Raw genomic sequence first — 19,662 nt, forward strand, 5'->3', positions numbered from 1 at the left:
GGTAAGAGAAGCCATGGGTATACGTTATTTTGACTGACAGTATGAAGCGCTCCAATCACGTTAACACTGCTGAGGACAGTCTATTGGGAAAAGGGGACCCCTCAGCATGAAGCGAACACAGCCTTCTTTCTTACAAGCCATGATGTTGATCATGTTGTCCGTTGGCTTGATCAGCCATGTTCTGATTATTCCTGCCCTTTTGGCTGCGGCCAAAAGGGATTCTTGGATTTCCGTCCTGCTATCGGCCGGACCATTTCTCGTATTTGCCCTAATGCTCGCTTATGTCTCTCGTTTTCTCCAGCATCAAACCCTGCATGAATGGCTAACATCCCGTCTCGGCAAACCCATTGGCCTGTTCTTTCGAGTTGGGAACAGTCTGTTTTTTCTATGCGTCATCTATTTCACCCTGCACGATACGACCACTTGGGCCAAAACGAACTACCTGACAGAGACGCCAATATTGGTCACCAGCATTGCCTTGATGTCGCTCTGTGCCTACGCTGCGTATAAAGGTATTCGCTCGCTGGCATTTACGGCAGGATTGATCCTTCCACTGGTGGTACTGCTGGGCTTCTATGTGGCTATCGTGAATACCCAATACAAGGATTACAGTCGTCTGTTGCCCGTGCTTGAACATGGTTGGCACCCTGTTTTTAAAGGCATGGTTTACAGTCTTTCAGGCATGTTTGAACTGCTGTTCATCTGGTATATCCAGCCTCATCTCACCAAACGAATACGCGTATGGCAGTATCTGATGCTCGCAATCATTATTGTGGGACTGACTGTAGGCCCACTCATTGGGGCGATTGTGGAATTCGATCCTTTTGAGGCTGCCAAAATGCGATATCCCGCCTTTGAAGAATGGCGTATTGCCTCCTTGGGCAAATACATTGCCCAAACCGACTTCTTTTCCATCTACCAGTGGCTCGCAGGGTCGTTCACCCGAATTAGTCTGGCCATGTATATTGTAATAGAAATATGGAATATTAAGAATTCTACCAGAAGGCTCATCAGTTGTATCTCGTTAGGTGTCTTCTTTATTCTAACCATGTTGTTCCCTATGGATGATATGACCTTTGAAAAGCTTCTGGTCGAATACATATTCCCGTTCAATCTCGTGTATCTGAGCGGACTTGCGATTATCGCAACGACAGTTGCCTTTATCCATTCACGCCATCAGAGGAGGAAACATCATGGAGCATCAAGCGATTGACACCACGTCCCATGAAACACTGCTTGCCTCTTTGAAAGAGCAGTTCAATCCATGTGCAGATGTAGTAATTCAGACTTTTCCTGTTAAAGACGAATCCGATCAGCCTGTGATTCTGCTGTATTGCGACGGTCTCGTCGACGGTAAACAAATTAACCAATTTATTATTCCCCGTCTGGAACAGCATTCCCTGATCATTGAGGAATCCCATCCGAAAGAACTGGGATTAACATTAAATCCACTGGATGACCTCACAGATACTAATAAGCTTAATATGTTGATATTTAGCGGACAACTACTGATCATTTTCGGCAATGGCGTTCAGTCCTGCAGTCTGGATATTGCTGATATCCCTGGACGCAGTCCAGAAGAATCAGCCATTGAGACATCAGTTAAAGGGCCGCGCGATGGATTTACCGAAGAACTCACCACGAACATTGCCCTTATTCGCAAACGAATGAAAAGCTCTTCGATGTGTTATGAGAAATACGTCAAAGGCAGTCGTACCCAGACAGCCATTGGCCTTTTATATGTAAAAGATATAATCAATCCAGACATTCTGAAAGAAGCACGACATAATCTGGATCAGATTGAGATTGATGGCATTCTGGGTACCTCGATCATGGAAAGGGCTGTAATGGGAGGCGTTCGGAGTATCTTTCCGCTTACAGATAATACCGAGCGTCCTGATTTTGTTGTTGATTCCTTGTTAAATGGACGTTTTGCCGTTCTCATTGATGGTTCTCCTGTAGCGGTCATCGCCCCAACTACACTTTTCAATCAGTTGAAATCTCCGGAAGACGAAAGTACACCCTTTTTCATCGTTACCTTTGAACGAATCTTGCGCATATCCGGACTGCTGATTGCCTGTTTCTTCCCAGCCTTCTATATCGGCTTGACCAGTTTCAATGTGGAACAGATCCCGCTGCCTCTTTTGGCTACGATTGCTGGTACTCGGATGGGCCTGCCCATGCCAGTGACGCTGGAAGCATTTCTGATGATTTTTATGTTCGAGCTATTTAACGAAGCCGGTCGCAGGTTGCCCCGTGCATTAGGCCAGACCGTGAGTGTGGTAGGCGGACTTATCATTGGGGATGCGGCTATTCGTGCAGGGATTACATCTCCCACCATCATAGTCACGGTAGCGATCTCATCCATCTCCAGTTATATTCTCGTGAACACCGTGCTGAGCGGGGCTACTGCCCATATCAGGATCTGGATGCTTCTCATCTCATCCGTCCTTGGATTATTCGGATTTATGATTGGACTATTCGCCCTGTTGGTGCACCTTGTATCCTTGGAGTGTTATGGCGTATCCTATCTGGCTCCCGTATCTCCCTACATTCCCGGAGATTTCACTCAGGCCGTATCCATGCCGCCTTCCATGAAAAGAACCAAACGTCCAGCAGCACTTCATACCCAAGATTCCACTCGTCGGAGAAAAGGGCCATGATCAGATGTACGTCCATGATTAGCCTACTTGTGGGGTGCTTGATCCTGCTAACGGGGTGCTGGGATTCCAAAGAGGTGCAAAGTATTAACTTCATCACGGCCATTGGAATAGATTACGTGGACAACCAGTACATTGCTTATGCCCAACTGATTGACTTCTCCAGTATTGCAAAACAGGAAACGCCAACTTCCCGGGAGACAAGGGATATCTGGACTGGACGTGGCGAAGGGACAACTCTGAGCATGGCTATTAACGACTTGTATGAAACGTCACAGCAGCAAACGCTCTGGACTCATGTTAAAGCTATTGTTTTATCCAAAAAAGCGCTAGATGGTCGACTGGAGGATATCTTTAATACACTTCTTCATTCAGGTCAACTAAGATATACACCCTGGATCTACGCTACAGAGCATAACATTCCGGATATACTCTCTCCCTCTGCATTGTTGAACCAATCCGCTCAAACCATTGAGTTATTTGAGCCCATGAGGCTATACAAACAGCATTCCGGTTACGAACCTATCCGGCTTCACCAGCTTCTCGATGGACTACGGGAGCCGGCTTCCGTCGTTCTTTTACCCTCGGTTTCAACGAGGAATGAGACCTGGTTCAACGGCGATAAAACTCCCCCCCTTGTTAGAATGGATGGGTTTTATGTCATTTCCAAAGGCACAAGTCAGGGTAGAGTTGCAGGAGCAGACGCAGATGGTACACGATACGTAAATTATAAGAGCGTACATCAGTACCCACTATACGTATATGGGAATGGTGGGAAAACTCCTGACTTAACCCTGATGCTTCGTCATCCCAAGACGAGAATCACGGCGAGAAAACAAGGAAATGGCGTCACATTCGATCTGGTTACCTCGGTCAAAAGCTCCATCACCGAAGATCACGGGGCTCCTCGGTCTCCACATGCCATGGAACAGGAAGCGGAGAAACAAATCGAATCCCAAATCCGAGATACGTTCGAAAAAACCAAGTCACGCAAGATCGATTCATACGGTCTGGCGGAACACCTCTATCGCCACAATCTTCCATTATGGCAACAAGAGGTCTCCCAACGTGCTGACCCACTGGAGCGTTTCAAGCTCGGTAAAGTAGAGGTTCATGTGGATATCCTTAATGCAAGCACGTATAAATACAGTAAGTGATTGTAATGAAAGAAGACCCGTACACCTGCAATAAATGCAAGGTTACGGGTCTTCTTTTTTGTCTTAAATTTTTATACCAAGTGGCCATGTTATTCCAATGGATACGCCATGACACTCATCAATGCCAATTCAGGCTGGGTCGTATCCAAGCGACTGTACTGGATGATGACGGGGATGTTGCTCGAAACAGTGATCGCATAAGGTACGCCTGCCGGAATAGACTGCTCACCGGAGCGAAGCGATGCAGTACGAATATGCTTTGTTCTTCTCGCTGGCACTTCAGCTATAATATCTTCAAGTGGATCTCTGTCTTCATAATAGATCGTGATGTGCAACTCCGCATCTGTTGCACCTGTGTTTAATACGCAGATGCTCTCATGACTCTCCAGTGTGCCGCTACTCTCCGGCGGGATATAGCCATCCGGAATCACCCAATAGGTGTGACCTGCAGCTGTTGGAGCCGTCTTATGGGCTGAAGTATCTTGTTTGGTCGGGTCCAATGTCATTTGAGTATATCCTCCAATAATTAAATTAAAAACGTGGGGGCGCCTCGCGGGGCAGTCGCTTCGGCGGGCGGATCGGGCTGCGGGCCACTGTTGGCTCGGGATTTCTATTCATTCCCCTCAGTAGGGGAAATCCCGCTCCAAAGGCGGACGCTTCGCTCCCTCTACCCGATTCCGCCCTCCTCCGCTGCAACGCTCGCCGGAATGATTTAAAACATTATTGCCGCCGCTACTCGCTGGGCAACTTTGCTAGCTCGTTACTTCGTTTAACTCGCTTAATAATTAAAGACATGAACCTACCGCAGATACATCTGCAACGGTTGCAATTGCAACTCGCGGATGGCTTCTGCCACCTGCTGTGCAAGGCGGGAGGCGCCGCGCTCCTGAAAGTGTGTGTTATCCTCCACGCCTGACGGGAAGTTCACATATTCGCCTGGCAGCACCCACATAAAGTCGTCCTTCGTCCCTTCCACTCCTGCCTGCTCGAACAGAAGACGGCTGCGCTCCGCCAGGTCGATCAGCGGAACATCTTCCTCTTCCGCCAGCTCACGCACGGCGATAATGTAATCGCCGTGTGTATCGGTCAATGTACCGTCGTCCGCGAAATAGCGCCGATGCACTGGGGTCACGAGCACTGGACGAGCCTTGGCTTCGCGGGCAGCGTCGATATACTTTTTCAAATATTCCTTATATGTTGTGAATGGGTCGGTCCCACGTTCAGGGTCCGGCTTCTCATCGTTATGTCCAAATTGAATAAACAAAAAATCTTCGGGCTTGATCCGCTCCATAATAGCACTGAGTCTGCCTTCATTGATAAAACTGCGGGAACTTCGGCCTGACTGAGCATGATTATCCACTGCCACATCATGTTTGAACTGTGCAGGCAACAGCTGGCCCCACCCGCAATAAGGATATCCACTCTCCGGCTGATCTGTTACGGTTGAATCGCCGGCAAGGAATACAGTCATGGTCTGATTCGCAAGGGTAATCTCTAACGCATTGATTCTTGGCGCAGGACCGGAGAATGACAGACGAAGTCTGCCGCCGCGAACAACCACCGAGAATCGAACCTCTGCACATTGCCCAGGAAGTGTACGAATGGTTGGCAGTACAAGCCTGCCCTCACCTGCTTTCACGCGGGTCACTGTCTCAGCCAATTCATCACCTGCAACAAGTAAAACTTGATAGGTTCCATCGGGAACATCCACGATGAAGGATGCTTTGAGCGGAATACAGAAGCTCGAACGCAATCGGGCAGACATGGTTGTCTGCCCCGGATTGTTATGATGTTGTCTCGTGGAATTCGGCTCATCGTCATCTCGGATGCGTTGTTTCTCATACACCAGAGAACCTGCTTCGAATCCATATCCTCCACGTTCCCCATATGCGGTGGTTGCATTTACTTTCAGATAATCCCCTGCCTCATCTGCTCTTCCCGAGTCCGGTCCAAAGTTAAACTTCCAGCTGGTCACGGACACTGCCTGGCCCTCTGCCGCTGCCTCCATGGCAACGGCCTGACTCTGACTACCCTGGGCTTTATTCAAAAGCGATAACCTCCTTGGTTAACTTTCGTAAACGTTCATTCGGGCGAAGATACGAAGATACATTGAATCTTGCTTATCCTTTCAATCCGCTAGTGCTCATCCCTTGAACAATTTGTTTCTGGAAGATGAAGAACACCGCTACAACCGGAACCAGACTGACGATGGACATGGCGAACATCGCGCCCCAGTTGGAGGCAGACTCACTATCCAGGAACATTTTCAGCGCCATGGATACGGTATATTTTTCAGGCGAGTTCAGGTACAATACCGGACCGAGCAGATCCTCCCATCTCCAGTAGAAGGAGAAGATGGCTGCAGTCGCCAGAGAAGATTTGATCAGCGGCATAATAATCTGAATATACAATCTGAACTTGTTACATCCGTCGATGGTTGCAGCCTCATCCAGCTCCTTCGGAATCGTTCGAATGAACTGTACCATCAGGAAGATGAAGAATGGCATTCCGAAGAATGTAGGGACAACGATTGGCAGAATGGTATTTAGCCAGCCTAGCTTCGTAAAGATAATGTATTGAGGAACCAATACCACGTCATGTGGCAACATCAGTGTTAACATCATTAAGGAGAACCAGAATGTACGTCCCTTGAAATTAAGTCTGGCAAATCCGAAAGCGATTAGCGATGACGATATCACAGCACCGATGGTGGAAATAACTACGATAACAAGTGAATTGGTGATGTAATCCATGAACGGTCTTCCAGCGGTTCCTTTCCAACCATCCACATAGTTACTCCATATCCACTCCGTAGGGAACAGGGTATCCGCAGTGACGAATATCGTGCGGCTTTCCTTGAATGAACTGAAGAGCATCCAAAGTACGGGATACAACATCAGGAGGGCAAGCGCTGCAACGAACAGGTGATAAATGGGCCATTTTACATTTCTCCAAACCATCGTTACTTCCCTCCTTCAGATTCGTAGAACACCCAGTACTTGGATGTCAGGAATACGGCTACCGTGAGTATACCGATCATGATCAGCATGATCCAAGCCATGGCCGAAGCATAACCCATGTTGTTAAACATAAATGCCTGACGGAACAGATATAGAGAGTACAGCATGGTACCATCCATTGGGCCGCCTTCTCCTTTGGAGATAATGTAGGCTGGTACGAATGTCATGAATGCACCAATCGTTTGCATAATCATATTGAATAGAACGATTGGGCTAAGTAGCGGTAAGGTAATGCTGAAAAATTTCCGAATAGGATTCGCACCATCTACACCTGCTGCCTCGTACATCTCAGTGGGGATATTTTTGAGACCAGCCAGGAAGATCAGCATGGACGAACCGAACTGCCACACAGACAGTGAGATAAGCATAACCAGGGACGCATTCGGGTCACCAAACCAGCTGATAGGCCCGATCCCAATTGCTGTTAAAGCGCTGTTGATAACACCCTCATTACTAAAGAGGTTACGCCACATAATGGATACGGCTACACTACCACCGATAATGGATGGCAGGTAATACAGTGTCCGGTACGTTCCAATCATACGAGAGCCAGTGTTCAGGACCATCGCTACGAAGAGGGCAAAGATCAATCTTAACGGTACCCCAATGAATACATACAGAAACGTCACTCTGACCGAATTCCAGTATTTCGGGTCATCAAAAAACATTTTGGTGTAGTTATCGAGCCCAATCCACCGCGGAGAAGTGAACAAGTTATAACTCGTGAACGACATATATAAGGAAACAAACATGGGGATGAGCGTGAAACCCAGGAATCCAATAATAAACGGGCTGATGAACGCATATCCGGTTAAGTTTCTACGTAGCGATGAATACTGCCTCAATGGAACGAACCTCCTTCATGGATCAGCTTGCTGCCTCAATCTTTGCTTCGGGTTATCTGGACGGGGAAAGGCCCTCGCATTCGCGAGTAGCCCCTTTCCCGACCATCCCAGTGGTGGGACGAGCAAGCTATCATTCAACTGTTATTTATTGTTCGCAAGTACAGATTCAGCGTTCTTGCGGAATGTTTCTGCTGCCTGTTCGGGTGTAATTTTGCCGAAGTTCAACTCTTCAACCACATCTGCCAGAGAAGAGATTACTTCAGGTGAACCAACCGGTGGCGGAGGGCTCATTGGTGAAGCTTTAGGCTCCATGGCTGCCACGAATTCAAAGACCTGTTTCGTTGCATCACTCAGCTCAGGTGCGATGGCTTCTTTGATTGCTCCCGAGATTGGCACACCGCGCTCACCTTTGATCAGTTTGTTGGCTTCCACGTCATTCACCCAGAAATCGATGAATTTAGCCGCTTCTTCCTTCACTTTGGAGTTGGACGTTACACCCCAGTACATACTTGGTTGCATATAAAGTCCTTTTTCCATATCCGGTCCTGGCATTGGCGCGATATCGAGTGGACGGTTCGCTACCTGTTGCAAGGCTACGAACTGGTTGGACCATTGCCATACGCCAATTCCTTTTTCCTTCACCAGATCCGATTCCTCAATAATGCCTTTGGTTTGGTTAGCTACGTCCGGCGTAGGTGCTGCGCCCTGCTCGATCATGCGGCGCATAAGTCCGAAGAACTCCACAAACAATTTGTCATCATCATAGCCAAGCCCTGTTCCTTCTGCATTGTATAGCGACAATCCTTTGGTACGCAGGAAGTAGTGGAAGAAAATATCCGGAGCTACTCCTCCATCCAAATACAGGCCTTTATCTGCGGTTTGTTTACCCAATGCCTCGTACGACTCCCAAGTCATATTCTCAGGGATTGCATCCACGCCTGCTGTTTTAAGCAACGCAGGATCATACTGGAAGCCCAGAACGTTAACACCGGCAGGTACACCGTATTGTTTACCGTTAATTACACCTGTGCTGATAACATTCTCAGACACATCGTCCACTTTGATCTGGTTGCCCAGATAAGGCGCTAGGTCCTCAAGCTGACCATTCTGTGCATATTGGCTGATGTAGGAAATATCCATCTGAACGATATCAGGCAACTGATTTGCCGCTGCTTGTGGTGCGAGCTTTTTCCAGTAGTCATCAAATGAAGCATATTCCACGTCGATTTTGACATTCGGGTTTTTCGATTTGTACAGGTCGATGACCTTCTGTGTATATTCATGTCGTGCATCGGAGCCCCACCAAGCGATCCGCAAGGTAACCGATCCATCCGAAGAACCCTGTTCGCTTCCCCCACCTGAACTACACGCCGCTGTAAAAACGAGCAATGCAGCCATCATCAGGAATATTGCCTTTTTCACCATGCCAATCTCCCCTTTTATGTTGATATGGTTGTGTGAACGAGTTATCCTCTCATTTCTGATAACGCTTTCACAAACTTGTTAATGTCATTTTCGCAAATGTACGACCATAGTTGAATACACAAAACCGTCTTGTTGGTTCAAAAAACAGAGGAGGACAACAGTCCCCCTCTCGGCGCTGTTCGTCCTCCCCAGACATGAATCACATGATTGGTAGTCCATTGTTATATGCCGATCCTACGGAATTCCGTAGGAGTCATACCGGTCCACTTTTTGAACACCTGACTGAAATATTGCGAATTCCCGCCGAACCCGAACAATTCAGCAAGCTCGAATACTTTCACATCCCCGCCTCTACGAATATGGTCACATGCACGTTCAATGCGCAGGCGATTCACGTAGTTGGAGAAATTCTCGCCTGTGACTTTTTTGAAAATCTTGCCCAGGTAATCCGGATTCATATAGAGCATCTGATGGGCGACTCCATTGAGCGAGAGATCTGCCTCTCCAAAATGACGATCTACGATATCCATCATCTTCTCCACAGCTGAAGACTGGCGGCTGATATGGTTTTTGTAATAACCGGAAGTTAATCGGGAGGCACTGCTTGCAACAAAAGACTTCAAACCAGATAACGTATCGATATGAGGTAGTTCTGCCATGCGCTGGGTAAATTCTGTTGCCTCCTCCGGCGGACAGACATGAACCATCGCCGAGTAAAGCTGCACTACATAAGAGCGAGTCACCTCAATTTCCAGTTGCTGACGCGATAATAGATCAAACAGACGATCTACCTCTGCCGCTGTTTCCTCGGTATTGCCAGATTTAATCAATTGACACAGTTGCTCCGCATCCTGCTCTACATGCACCCCGTCGTATTCTCCGGCCAGTACCAGATCATTCTTCGTGATCAGCTTGCCTTCACCGATAAAGAAGCGATGGTTCAGATACTGCAATGCCTCACGAAACAACCGCCGGGACTGGATCATTCGATCTGCTTCACTCAGCGCAGCGGTCACTTCCAATTTATATAGTCGGGTAAACGCAGCCCGAACTTCTTCAATGCTCTCCTTCAGTCCAGCCGGATCAGCAGAATCCGCGAGCAGAATCAAGAGTTTGCCTTCGATGGTTGTGCTTAACAGTACATGTGGGAGCAGGTCACTGGCAATGTTTTTGATCGCAAATAAGTGACTGTAATCATGTTCATCCACAATTCGGAACAGCAGCAACCGAACCGCGTTCTCTTCAAGCTCCAGATCGAATAGCTCCTGATAATACTCCAAATCAACTGGCCCATAGGTGCGGTTGGTCATGAACTCCAGCAAAAATTGCTCCTTCACATGCGGAAGCACCCGTTGCAGCCGCTGTTTCATCTCACCGGCAACATGCTCCTTCACCTGGGCATCCTGATGTTCCTGCAACAGTTCAGTCAGCGCATCATGGATCTGATTCTCGTTACAGGGCTTGAGCAAATAATGCTTCACACCATATTGCATCGCTCTGCGGGCATATTCGAACTCCTTATAGCCAGATAACATAATGAAACGTACTCCCGGATATGCTTCGGATGCCTTCTCTATGAGTCCGAGACCATCCAGACCCGGCATGGAAATATCCGTAATGATAATATCGGGTCTCGACTGTCCGATTTTGTCCAATGCTTCGATCCCATTCCTCGCCGTTCCCACCAATTCCGTACCTGCCGCGGCCCAATCGACCACTTGGGAAATCCCCTCCAGAATGACACGTTCATCATCTACGAGCATCACTTTGTACATCGTCATCGTCCTCTCTAATCCAAGGTATGCTGATCGATACTACAGTTCCTGATCCGGGCTTGCTGCTCATCACCATTCCACCTTCATCACCGAAGGTCAGTCTGATTCGTTCCTGGATGTTAGATAACCCAATGCCCTGTCCTCTTGTCTGAATACGTCCTTCGTGTAGTTGTTCCAGGAATTCCGGTGTCATCCCCGGACCATCGTCCTCGACTTCAATGATCACCTTATCTCCCTCTGCTCTCGCCCGGATCCGAATCCGGCAAGGGTCAATGCTTGGCTCGAGTGCATAGTGAATGGCGTTCTCCACCAACGGCTGTAATGTTAGCTTCGGAATTCGGGCCGTCCCTACCTCTGGGGCAATCTCCATATCAAAATCCAGTCTTTCCTCAAAACGAGTGCGCTGAATCGTCACGTAACTGCGGACAATATCCAGCTCTCTTTCCAGCGTGATCCACTTCTCGGACATGTTCACAGAACTACGCAGTAGAAAACCGAGTGCCTCAACCATTTCCGAGATCTGACGTTGTTTCTGTACTTTGGCCAGCCAGTTGATGGATTCAAGCGTGTTGTATAGAAAATGTGGATTAATCTGCGCCTGAAGCGCTTTCAACTCAGTCTCACGAATCACCAGTTGCTTCGCATAATTCTCATCAATCAATTCACGTATTCGTTGAAGCATCATCTTAAATGTACGATGCAGCAGTCCGACCTCATTCTGTGGAGATATCGGAACATTGCCGAGGGCTGCCTCCTCCAGTTTATCCAGATCGCCTTTTTCGATATTACGCATTTTCTTGATCAACTGGGCAATCGGGTGTGTAATACTGCGAGAGAATCTTGCTCCAATGATAAGCGCTGCGAGAAAAATCATGATAAAGATAACCGTGACCAACTGTTTGACAAACTGGATCTGTTTAAACATCTGGTCAAACGGGGTTGTGTACAAATAGGTCCAATCCGTATAGGAAGAATGGGCACGGGCAACAAAGTGTCTTCCCTGCTCCAACATGGCAATTCCGTAGGGCTGAGTGCGCTTTAATTCAGACTCAAGCTCGGCTTCACTTACCGACGATTCTGTTGGATAGATCACTTCTTTTCCATCCGTAATGAGTAGTTGAGAGTCCTCAGCCGGTTCTTGCATCTGATCCTGTACAATTCGGTCCAGACGCACGCGGATGATCAATGTACCGAGGTCTTCCAATGTGAATGCTCCACCAACAAAGGATTTCACCTGTCGGACGGACAAAAGTCGGGACTGTTTATCCCCGCTGGTGTGCCAGGCATTGGAGCCGGAATATTGCTGTCCCAGTGCAACCAGTTCCTTTTGCTTTGACTCCGAAATTCCCTCCCGATTGCCTGCGGCCATAACATTATTATCATTATCGATAAATAGCATGGAATAGACGTATTTTTCGGAACCCGCGTAAGCGACTAATCTGTTGGTAATCTTTTTGCGCAATCCATTTTTCTCGTAACCCGTTTCGACCTTTTTCAGTTGAAGCAAATATTGCTGGAGCGGCTCGTCCGACATCACCTTGAAGGAGAGATTGGAAATCTCACGCAGTTGATTCTCAATGCCTACCGAAGACATATTGAGGACTTGCGAGGATTTCTCATAGATCTGCCGATCATAGATACTGAACACATATCGGAGTACGGACGCATAAAACGTAAAGCTGATTAACATCAAAAGTCCGATGAGAAGAATCGTTTTGTGATGAATTGGCAGTGTTGTGAAAGCGTTCTTAATTTTACTCATCCTAAGCGCTCCTTTGGCTTGCGAAGGGTGCTGTCGTGCTATGGGTTAGTTATTTTATTGTCAGTTATTTTCATATTTACACATCCATGGTCATCTGACAAGATATATTTATGCAACATTTTAGGTCACTAGAGAAGGTATACACCTATGTAAGGAACTCTCATAGAACGTAAAACAGCCAGAACGCCTTGAACGGATCAAGGAATTCTGGCTATTAAATAACATGCTATGTTAGAACACGAAATGCATATTACGGATTAACAAACACGGTTTTCAGCTTCGCTACATATTGCACGTCAAAGCCAAGGCCTTCAGCTACCATAGCAAGGGGTACATATGTTTTGGACTCTTTGCCTACCTTGTTCAGGAATGCAGGTGTATCCACGGTAACGGATGCTCCGTTGACCTGCACAGCATTGGCACCAATTTTCACGGCAACCTTCCGGTCTCCGTATGTAATAGTTGCGGTTGAGGTTTTGTTATCCCAAACCGTAGTAGCACCGACAGCGTTCACGATGTCTTGGATTGCCACAAAGTTTTTGCCGTTACGGATAATCGGTTTGTACGGTGTATTCAATGTTTTGCCACTCACAATAATGTTCATCGGCTCACCTGTCGCAGGTGCAGTCAGCTTGGTGTAGTCGCCCCAGATCGTTTTGGCAAATACTTCGGCAATGGCTGCATATCCGAATTTATTCGGGTGGAAATCACGATTTTTGATCATATGTGTCATGGTGCCTTCGCCGCCAACAAATTCTTTAGCCACGTGTGCCACTTTGACATCGGTACCCTGAGCAGTGAATTGCGCTGCGATACCATCAATGGTTTGTGTGAAGCCTTGGGATGCCTCCATGAGTTTAGCGTACAATGCCTTGCCTGCTACTTCTGGCATCGGTTGATACTGATCAGCAATGACAATTTTAGCTGTCGGGTTAATCTCATGGATATCATTAATCGTTGCACTAACATTGGCTGTATATGTGGCGAGCAATTCTTTTACTTTCTCTTGTAGTTCCTGATCACTCAGTTTGTCTGCTGTACCGAGCAACTCCGATACATCATTTCCCCCGATGGTAATTGCAATCAAGTTCGCCTGTACTATACTCTCGCGAATAGCAGCCGTATTGGCCCCAATCTGTCCCGCTCTTGGATCGGGAAGACTTGGTTGAATGGCTTCAGAAGTCAGCGTTTTGCCATCCTTAATTGCAGTAGTGAAATTTTTCAGGCCACTGGTTTTTAATCCTGCAATCCCGTAGTTGTCCACCTGTGTACGTCCATGCAGTAACCCCTGCTCTTGCAAACGTTCTACATAACCATAAGGCAGCTCTTTGGTGTTGGGCTCATAACCTACGGTTATGGAGTCTCCCAAGGTAACAATGCGGAACTCCTTCGTTACAGCTACTGCATCTTTCTTGGCAGTCAGTGATGCCTCGTTTGTACCCGCCGGCAATACGCCTGTTTTGGCGTCTGCAGCATGTGCAGGCAGTGCAGACGATGTGAAGAGCAGCATCCCTGCCAGCATACTGGCTGTTAAACCTGCAGCTGTATTTTCCCATATACGTTTACGCTTCATTCGGGGTAACACTCCTTTTCGTGAATCTATAATAATTTACACTAATATACGTGTTCAAAAAGGTCGGTTTTCAGTACCGAGAAGATGGGATGAAGCTAGAAATGGAGTAGCGGAGCGTAGGAAAACTACGTGAGCAACGGACATTTCGGCTGAATTCCATATTCGATGCTGATGATGCCGTTAGGCATCCTTCGTAATCAAAAGCGGACTTTTTGAACAACCTCACTAATATATAGTACATTGGTCATTCCAATGACATCAGTTCGTGTTACTCTATTCTATCATTTTAAAGTAGTCGTTGTCCTCTCTGCTGAGAACACACATGAAATAACAGACTCCCTGATGGGGAGCCTGTTATTGACTAAGTTCAGATATGACGTTCAGTGATTAATTAAGATTGCGGCTTATTCGAGTCTTCCGAATTCGAATGATCCGTGTCGCTCGCCGGTTTGTTTCCGGTAGCTCGCTCCAGATAGCGATCATAACGATCGTCCAATTCGCGTGCCATCTTCCGGTACTTTAACGTTTCCTCGACGATTGGATCACGTTCCGTCTGAATCCGCACTTCATATTTGGGAGGAATCAGCTGGCGTTCCCGCTGATCGGTGTCGCCGGACTCTTCCATGTCCCCTTCAGTCAGCATATCACTGAGCCGTCGTTCCAGTTCTTTGGATTCATCCATTGTTTTCGCTCCTTATAATCAATTTCACTCTAACCCAGTAGCTTTCGCTTCCTTCAGCACATCCGTCAGTGCATCATGGATTTTGCCATTGCTGGCAACGACATGGTTCACAGAAAGTTGATAAGGCGTTCCGATAGTATCGGTTACCTTACCGCCAGATTCTTCAACCAGCAGCGCACCTGCAGCAATATCCCACGGTTTCAATCCAACCTCAGTGTAGGCGCTGAGACGTCCTGCGGCAACATACGCCAGATGCAGGGCCGCAGATCCGCCCGCACGCAAGTTGCGAACCTGCGGAGCAAGAGCCTGTACAGCCGCCATATTCAGTGGCAACGCAAAGGTTGTATCTGCCGGGAAGCCAACAGCAATCAGGCTTTGAGCCAGTTCCTTTTCACCAGATACAAGCATCCGGTTTCCGTGGACATAAGCTCCTTTCCCTTTTTCCGCAACAAACAGTTCATCACGGGAAGGATCGTAGATCACGCCAACAATGACTTCACCATTGTGAGCCAAGGCGATGGACACCGAATAAAACGGGAATCCATGTACAAAGTTCGTCGTCCCATCCACAGGATCAACAATCCAGAGGAACTCTTCTTCCTCTGCTTCTTTCAGTGCTTTTGCCGAAGCTTCCGGTCCCGGTTCGACGCCTTCTTCTCCCAGAATGGCATGGTGGGGAAAATGCGTGAGAATCAGGCGGCGGATCATCTGCTCCGCTCCTTTATCCACTTCGGTCACCAGATCCTGGGGTGAATATTTCGTTCCAGGTTCGGTTACCGTCCCAAGACGGCTTTTGATCCATTCGCCAGCTTTGGAAGCTGCATTAATGGCAACGGCAGTATAGCTTTTGCTTGTCACGACATAAGGTATCTTTTCCTTCTCATTCAAAGCGTTCACTCTACTTTCTATATCAATCTACGAAAAGTTGAAATACTTGTTAAAAGTATACGCCCCACAGGTCGTAAAGTTTCTCGTTGCCCAGGCCCCTTTTGGCACTACGGATGAATGATGACGGTAGACTCGTCCACCCACTCCACACCCTCTTCGTGATAGAATGCTAGCTTCTGCATCAGTTGCACAAGTGCCTCATCTTTGCGTTTGGCTTCAATCATCACGTCAAGCCTCGGGGTATCTGCCGCGATGTGACGCAAGAAGTCGAGCAAAGGCTCTACCTCCACGCCATCGGCATGACCTCGCAGATCCTTTTCACTCTTCGGACTGGAGACATGGATTTTGGGTGGCAATGGCTGATCAGCCAGTGAATCGGCCTGGGCAAGCGGTGAGTGCCAGGTTTTCAGGATATCAGGCCACAGATCCCATGGCCGTTCTCCTTCGTTGTTCACCCACTGGTGATGAATATCCAGTACCATGGGCAATCCCAAGCGCTGGCACACAGCAAGTGTCTCGGGCGCGTTGAACGTTTTGTCATCATTTTCGAGTGTCAGTCGCTCCTGGATGTCCCGATCCAGCTTCAAAAAGTGTTCTTCAAAACGAAGCGCCGCCGAAGGCTTGTCCCCGTATGCACCACCAATATGTATATTGTTCTTGGCAGTCGCATTCAGACCCATAGCATCCAGCATCCGAACATGATGACGAAGGTCGCGAATTGAGTTGTGCAAAACTTGCTCACGGGGTGTACTAAGTACGGTAAAATGATCCGGATGAAAGGACACACGCATATGATTTGCCTTCACAAAATCACCAATGGCCGCAAAGTCCTGCTTCAGTGCCGGGAACGGGTCCCAGTCATTCAAGTCTTCGTGTGTCGCCAGTGGAATCAATTTGGATGAAAAGCGATATACATGAATATGACTCCCCTTGTTGTGCCGGAGCAATCGTAGTGTATTATGCAGGTTCTCGGCTGCAATCCGTTCGAGCTTGCGGATGGCTGCTTCCCTGTCATCGATTTTGTTGAAACTGGACATGGTCATGGTCCGGGAAGGTGAGGCATTCTCAACAAGCACGGACATTGCCACATAACCAAAACGTACGAGCATGAATTTCTTCCTCTCTGTTAGGGCGGAAAACCCACACGGCATATTTAGCCGTCAGGATGTACCGTCACTGTATATAACCAAGTTTTACCCTAAAAGAGTGACCATAATCGTATTTTCGCAAATCAGCTCTTCCGCCCCACACTCACAATCACAACAACTATTCCTGTGCCTGCTCTCCAAAGAACATCTCGTCCGCAAGTGCGGTCTGGATGCGTGATTCTTCCTCGGTCAGTTTGCGGATCAATTGCATCTCTACCTCGGTTACTTCTTGGCCCTGGAAGTTGATCTCTGCAATGGAAACCACGATCTTCACGATGGCTACAGCCACGTTATCTGGTGTATAAGCAATGACTTTCTGGCCGGTAGGAAATACCCGGAAGCCCTGTTTAACCATTTTGCCGCGACCGTATTCAAGCAGTTCGAACAGCTCCTGCTCACTCTTGAATTTGCATACGGAATTGAATTCAGTCTGAAATCCCATGCATACCCCTCCTGATCTTGTCGTCTTCGTCTACGCCTGTACACCGTTCTCGTAATTCAGTGCCTGCTTGCGGTTGTAACGCTCCAGTGCCAGTTCAATCATGCGATCCAGCAGCTCAGCATAAGATACACCTGTCTCGCGCCACAGCAGTGGATACATGCTGTACGGTGTGAACCCAGGCATGGTGTTGACTTCATTAATAAGTAATGCGCCGTCCGTTTTCCGAATGAAGAAGTCTGCACGGGAAATGCCGTTACCTTCAATCGCACGGAAAGCCTGCAATGCGGCTTCGCGAATGCGATCTGCTGCCTCAGGGTCCAGTGGTGCCGGAATCAGCATCTGAGATTGACCATCAATATACTTGGCTGCATAGTCATAATATTCACCGGAGGATACAATCTCCCCAGGAACGGAAGCCATAGGCTCGTCATTGCCGAGGACGCTAACCTCAACCTCGCGTGCTTCAACGAACTCCTCAATGACGACCTTCGTATCGTACCGAAGTGCGAACTCGACAGCTGTTTTCAACTCATCGCGGTTACGCGCTTTGGAGATGCCTACGCTGGAGCCCAGATTTGCCGGTTTGATAAAACAAGGATACCCCAGCTGATCTTCGACCTGTACGATCATTTCGTGCTCGGTCTGTTTCCATTGTGTCGCATTAAAATACGTAAAGGCACATTGGTCAATGCCAGCCTGTGCAAACAGCTTCTTCATGACCACTTTATCCATGCCACCAGCTGAAGCGAGTACACCTGCACCTACATATGGCATATCCGCCATCTCGAACATGCCCTGAATGGTACCATCTTCACCAAATGTACCATGCAGCAGAGGGAACATAACGTCCAGCGCTTCCGCTCCGCCATACAAACGGCCAAACAGTGCGTTTAGCGCATCCTGAGTTCCACCTGCCGATTGCTCCAGCTTCAAATCTTCAATCTGCGCGAACGGCGCATGCATGACAGGTCCTTTTTTCCACGTCCCCTGCTTGGAGATATAAAAAGGAACCAGTTCATACTTCTCATAATCAAATGCGTTCGTTACAGCAAACGCCGTCTGCAGCGACACCTCGTGCTCGCCCGATTTTCCGCCGTACACGACGCCTACTTTTAATTTATCCATACTCATGCGTAACCTCCGATTATCTGTGCCTGATGCTGTCATCCTTGCATGCTCAGCACCCTTGTTATTCTGCTTGCGTTACATGGTCTTATTTTACACGGAACTGGATGTCTGCGTCACCGCATCCCGAAAATCTTTCGTCATTAAAACTCGTCTGCAATATGAAAAAGCCGGTATACCGTCCGCTCCGTCCAAGCGTAAGAATCCCGGTAATCCCAATATCGGTGACGGCTGCTAACCGTATGTGCGTTAACCAGCGGCATACCACCCGCATCAAATGCGGTTACAACGGTGCTATGCTGAAATCGCCCATCTCCATCCCAATCATAGAGAATAACATCTCCCAGCATCAGCTGCTCAGGACGATCCACAACTGTTGCAGTCAGACCCCAGCTGCTGCCTGATAAATAACGCTCCAGACTATTGGAGACCGCCCAGCTGTAACTCCACATTTCGGAGCCATTTACATACCCTTTATACCACCAACCAGCTTCTCTTCTACCAGTATAGTGGATGGGTGCGCCCCCTGCAAAGAGACATTGGGACACGTAATTGGTGCAATCCACATCAAATTCCTCAAATGCCGGATTCCCCGCATTCCACCATCGATCCGCATAGGCAACCGCCAGATCCCTGCGATATGCCTGCTGACGTGAGCTTCTGCCTTGACCCAAAACTTCCCGATTCAGCAGCGGCCGGTTCATCGCCTGTACAAAATCGGCCTGTTGAAACGGACGTCCTTCCCCAGCGGGGCGACGCTCCGGCACTTCCCGCTCGACCCGTCCAATGATCCATCCACCACTCTGCCGCAGAAAGGTTAACCGCTCCCGCTCAATCCGGTCCTCCCGGTGTGTGATCCCACTCTTCTCGTAGAACAGTCTGCTGTACAATTGTACATCCACCACCGCTTCTTCCTGTCCATCCATTAGCGTGCGCACAAGCTTGGCGCTGGTCTCACTGCGAAGAGGCACGGCGCGCCGCTTACGGTACCATTCGTCCAGCCTTGCCATACGCTCTCCCCGTTCCACCACGAAGTCAGGATCAGTAACGATCCGTTCGCTGGTCTGTGGACGGTAGTCGATCTCACAGCGATTGTACTGGTTCACGTAAGTATATAAGGCACTCTTCCATTCCCGTTCCAAGCCTATGTCCCCCTTTGG

17 protein-coding genes are annotated in these 19,662 nt (G+C 48.3%); 3 read left to right on the forward strand and 14 right to left on the reverse strand.

Annotation, left to right across the window (positions count from 1 at the left end; translation table 11 throughout):
- Window positions 1-106: 106 nt before the first annotated feature.
- The 3 genes from PAHA3_RS26105 to PAHA3_RS26115 are packed head-to-tail and all read left to right on the forward strand — an operon-like array spanning window position 107 to window position 3,817.
- Window positions 107-1,213 (forward strand): GerAB/ArcD/ProY family transporter, encoded by a 1,107-nt coding sequence (locus PAHA3_RS26105; protein WP_062837598.1) that lies wholly within the window; start codon window positions 107-109, stop codon window positions 1,211-1,213.
- Window positions 1,194-2,663 carry a spore germination protein gene (locus PAHA3_RS26110; protein ID WP_062837599.1) on the forward strand — a complete coding sequence of 490 codons (1,470 nt, stop codon included), beginning with the start codon at window positions 1,194-1,196 and terminating at the stop codon, window positions 2,661-2,663. The genes PAHA3_RS26105 and PAHA3_RS26110 overlap by 20 nt, the downstream gene beginning before the upstream one ends.
- Window positions 2,660-3,817 (forward strand): Ger(x)C family spore germination protein, encoded by a 1,158-nt coding sequence (locus PAHA3_RS26115; RefSeq protein ID WP_062837600.1) that lies wholly within the window; start codon window positions 2,660-2,662, stop codon window positions 3,815-3,817. The genes PAHA3_RS26110 and PAHA3_RS26115 overlap by 4 nt, the downstream gene beginning before the upstream one ends.
- A gap of 89 nt (window positions 3,818-3,906) precedes the next feature.
- Here the strand turns inward: PAHA3_RS26115 and PAHA3_RS26120 are convergent, their stop codons facing one another.
- The 14 genes from PAHA3_RS26120 to PAHA3_RS26185 form a co-directional block, all read right to left on the reverse strand.
- A complete protein-coding gene (locus tag PAHA3_RS26120) occupies window positions 3,907-4,323 on the reverse strand; it encodes a sensory rhodopsin transducer (RefSeq protein WP_062837601.1) in 417 nt (138 codons plus the stop codon).
- Window positions 4,324-4,616: 293 nt separating this feature from the next.
- Window positions 4,617-5,825: a rhamnogalacturonan acetylesterase gene (locus PAHA3_RS26125; protein WP_062837668.1), complete on the reverse strand. Its 1,209-nt coding sequence runs from the start codon at window positions 5,823-5,825 to the stop codon at window positions 4,617-4,619.
- Window positions 5,826-5,937: 112 nt separating this feature from the next.
- Entirely contained in the window at window positions 5,938-6,777 is an 840-nt protein-coding gene (locus PAHA3_RS26130; RefSeq protein ID WP_062837602.1) for a carbohydrate ABC transporter permease, read from the reverse strand.
- A gap of 2 nt (window positions 6,778-6,779) precedes the next feature.
- On the reverse strand, window positions 6,780-7,682 hold the full coding sequence (locus PAHA3_RS26135; RefSeq protein ID WP_062837603.1) for a carbohydrate ABC transporter permease: 903 nt from the start codon (window positions 7,680-7,682) through the stop codon (window positions 6,780-6,782).
- A 141-nt stretch (window positions 7,683-7,823) separates the two neighbouring features.
- Entirely contained in the window at window positions 7,824-9,107 is a 1,284-nt protein-coding gene (locus PAHA3_RS26140) for an ABC transporter substrate-binding protein (RefSeq protein ID WP_062837604.1), read from the reverse strand.
- 221 nt (window positions 9,108-9,328) lie between these two features.
- Entirely contained in the window at window positions 9,329-10,882 is a 1,554-nt protein-coding gene (locus tag PAHA3_RS26145; RefSeq protein WP_062837605.1) for a response regulator, read from the reverse strand.
- The gene (locus PAHA3_RS26150) at window positions 10,857-12,644 is read right to left on the reverse strand and encodes a cache domain-containing sensor histidine kinase (protein ID WP_062837606.1); all 1,788 of its coding nucleotides are present in this window, start codon (window positions 12,642-12,644) and stop codon (window positions 10,857-10,859) included. The genes PAHA3_RS26145 and PAHA3_RS26150 overlap by 26 nt, the downstream gene beginning before the upstream one ends.
- Before the next feature lie 250 nt (window positions 12,645-12,894).
- Window positions 12,895-14,217, reverse strand: a complete 1,323-nt coding sequence (locus PAHA3_RS26155) for a stalk domain-containing protein (protein WP_062837607.1) — start codon at window positions 14,215-14,217, stop codon at window positions 12,895-12,897.
- 391 nt (window positions 14,218-14,608) lie between these two features.
- A complete protein-coding gene (locus tag PAHA3_RS26160) occupies window positions 14,609-14,899 on the reverse strand; it encodes a hypothetical protein (RefSeq protein WP_062837608.1) in 291 nt (96 codons plus the stop codon).
- Window positions 14,900-14,923: 24 nt separating this feature from the next.
- A complete protein-coding gene (locus PAHA3_RS26165; protein ID WP_371327966.1) occupies window positions 14,924-15,787 on the reverse strand; it encodes an inositol monophosphatase family protein in 864 nt (287 codons plus the stop codon).
- Between the two features lie 107 nt (window positions 15,788-15,894).
- Complete coding sequence (gene uvsE, locus PAHA3_RS26170; RefSeq protein WP_062837610.1) at window positions 15,895-16,896, reverse strand: UV DNA damage repair endonuclease UvsE; 1,002 nt, start codon at window positions 16,894-16,896, stop codon at window positions 15,895-15,897.
- 157 nt (window positions 16,897-17,053) lie between these two features.
- Window positions 17,054-17,377, reverse strand: coding sequence for a hypothetical protein (locus PAHA3_RS26175; RefSeq protein ID WP_062837611.1), 324 nt, complete (start codon window positions 17,375-17,377; stop codon window positions 17,054-17,056).
- Between the two features lie 30 nt (window positions 17,378-17,407).
- Window positions 17,408-18,508 (reverse strand): D-alanine--D-alanine ligase, encoded by a 1,101-nt coding sequence (locus PAHA3_RS26180; RefSeq protein ID WP_062837612.1) that lies wholly within the window; start codon window positions 18,506-18,508, stop codon window positions 17,408-17,410.
- A gap of 137 nt (window positions 18,509-18,645) precedes the next feature.
- Window positions 18,646-19,644: an amidase domain-containing protein gene (locus tag PAHA3_RS26185; protein WP_371327967.1), complete on the reverse strand. Its 999-nt coding sequence runs from the start codon at window positions 19,642-19,644 to the stop codon at window positions 18,646-18,648.
- Window positions 19,645-19,662: the final 18 nt, after the last annotated feature.

The sequence above is a fragment of the Paenibacillus amylolyticus genome, from assembly GCF_001570725.1.
GTDB lineage: Bacteria > Bacillota > Bacilli > Paenibacillales > Paenibacillaceae > Paenibacillus > Paenibacillus amylolyticus_A.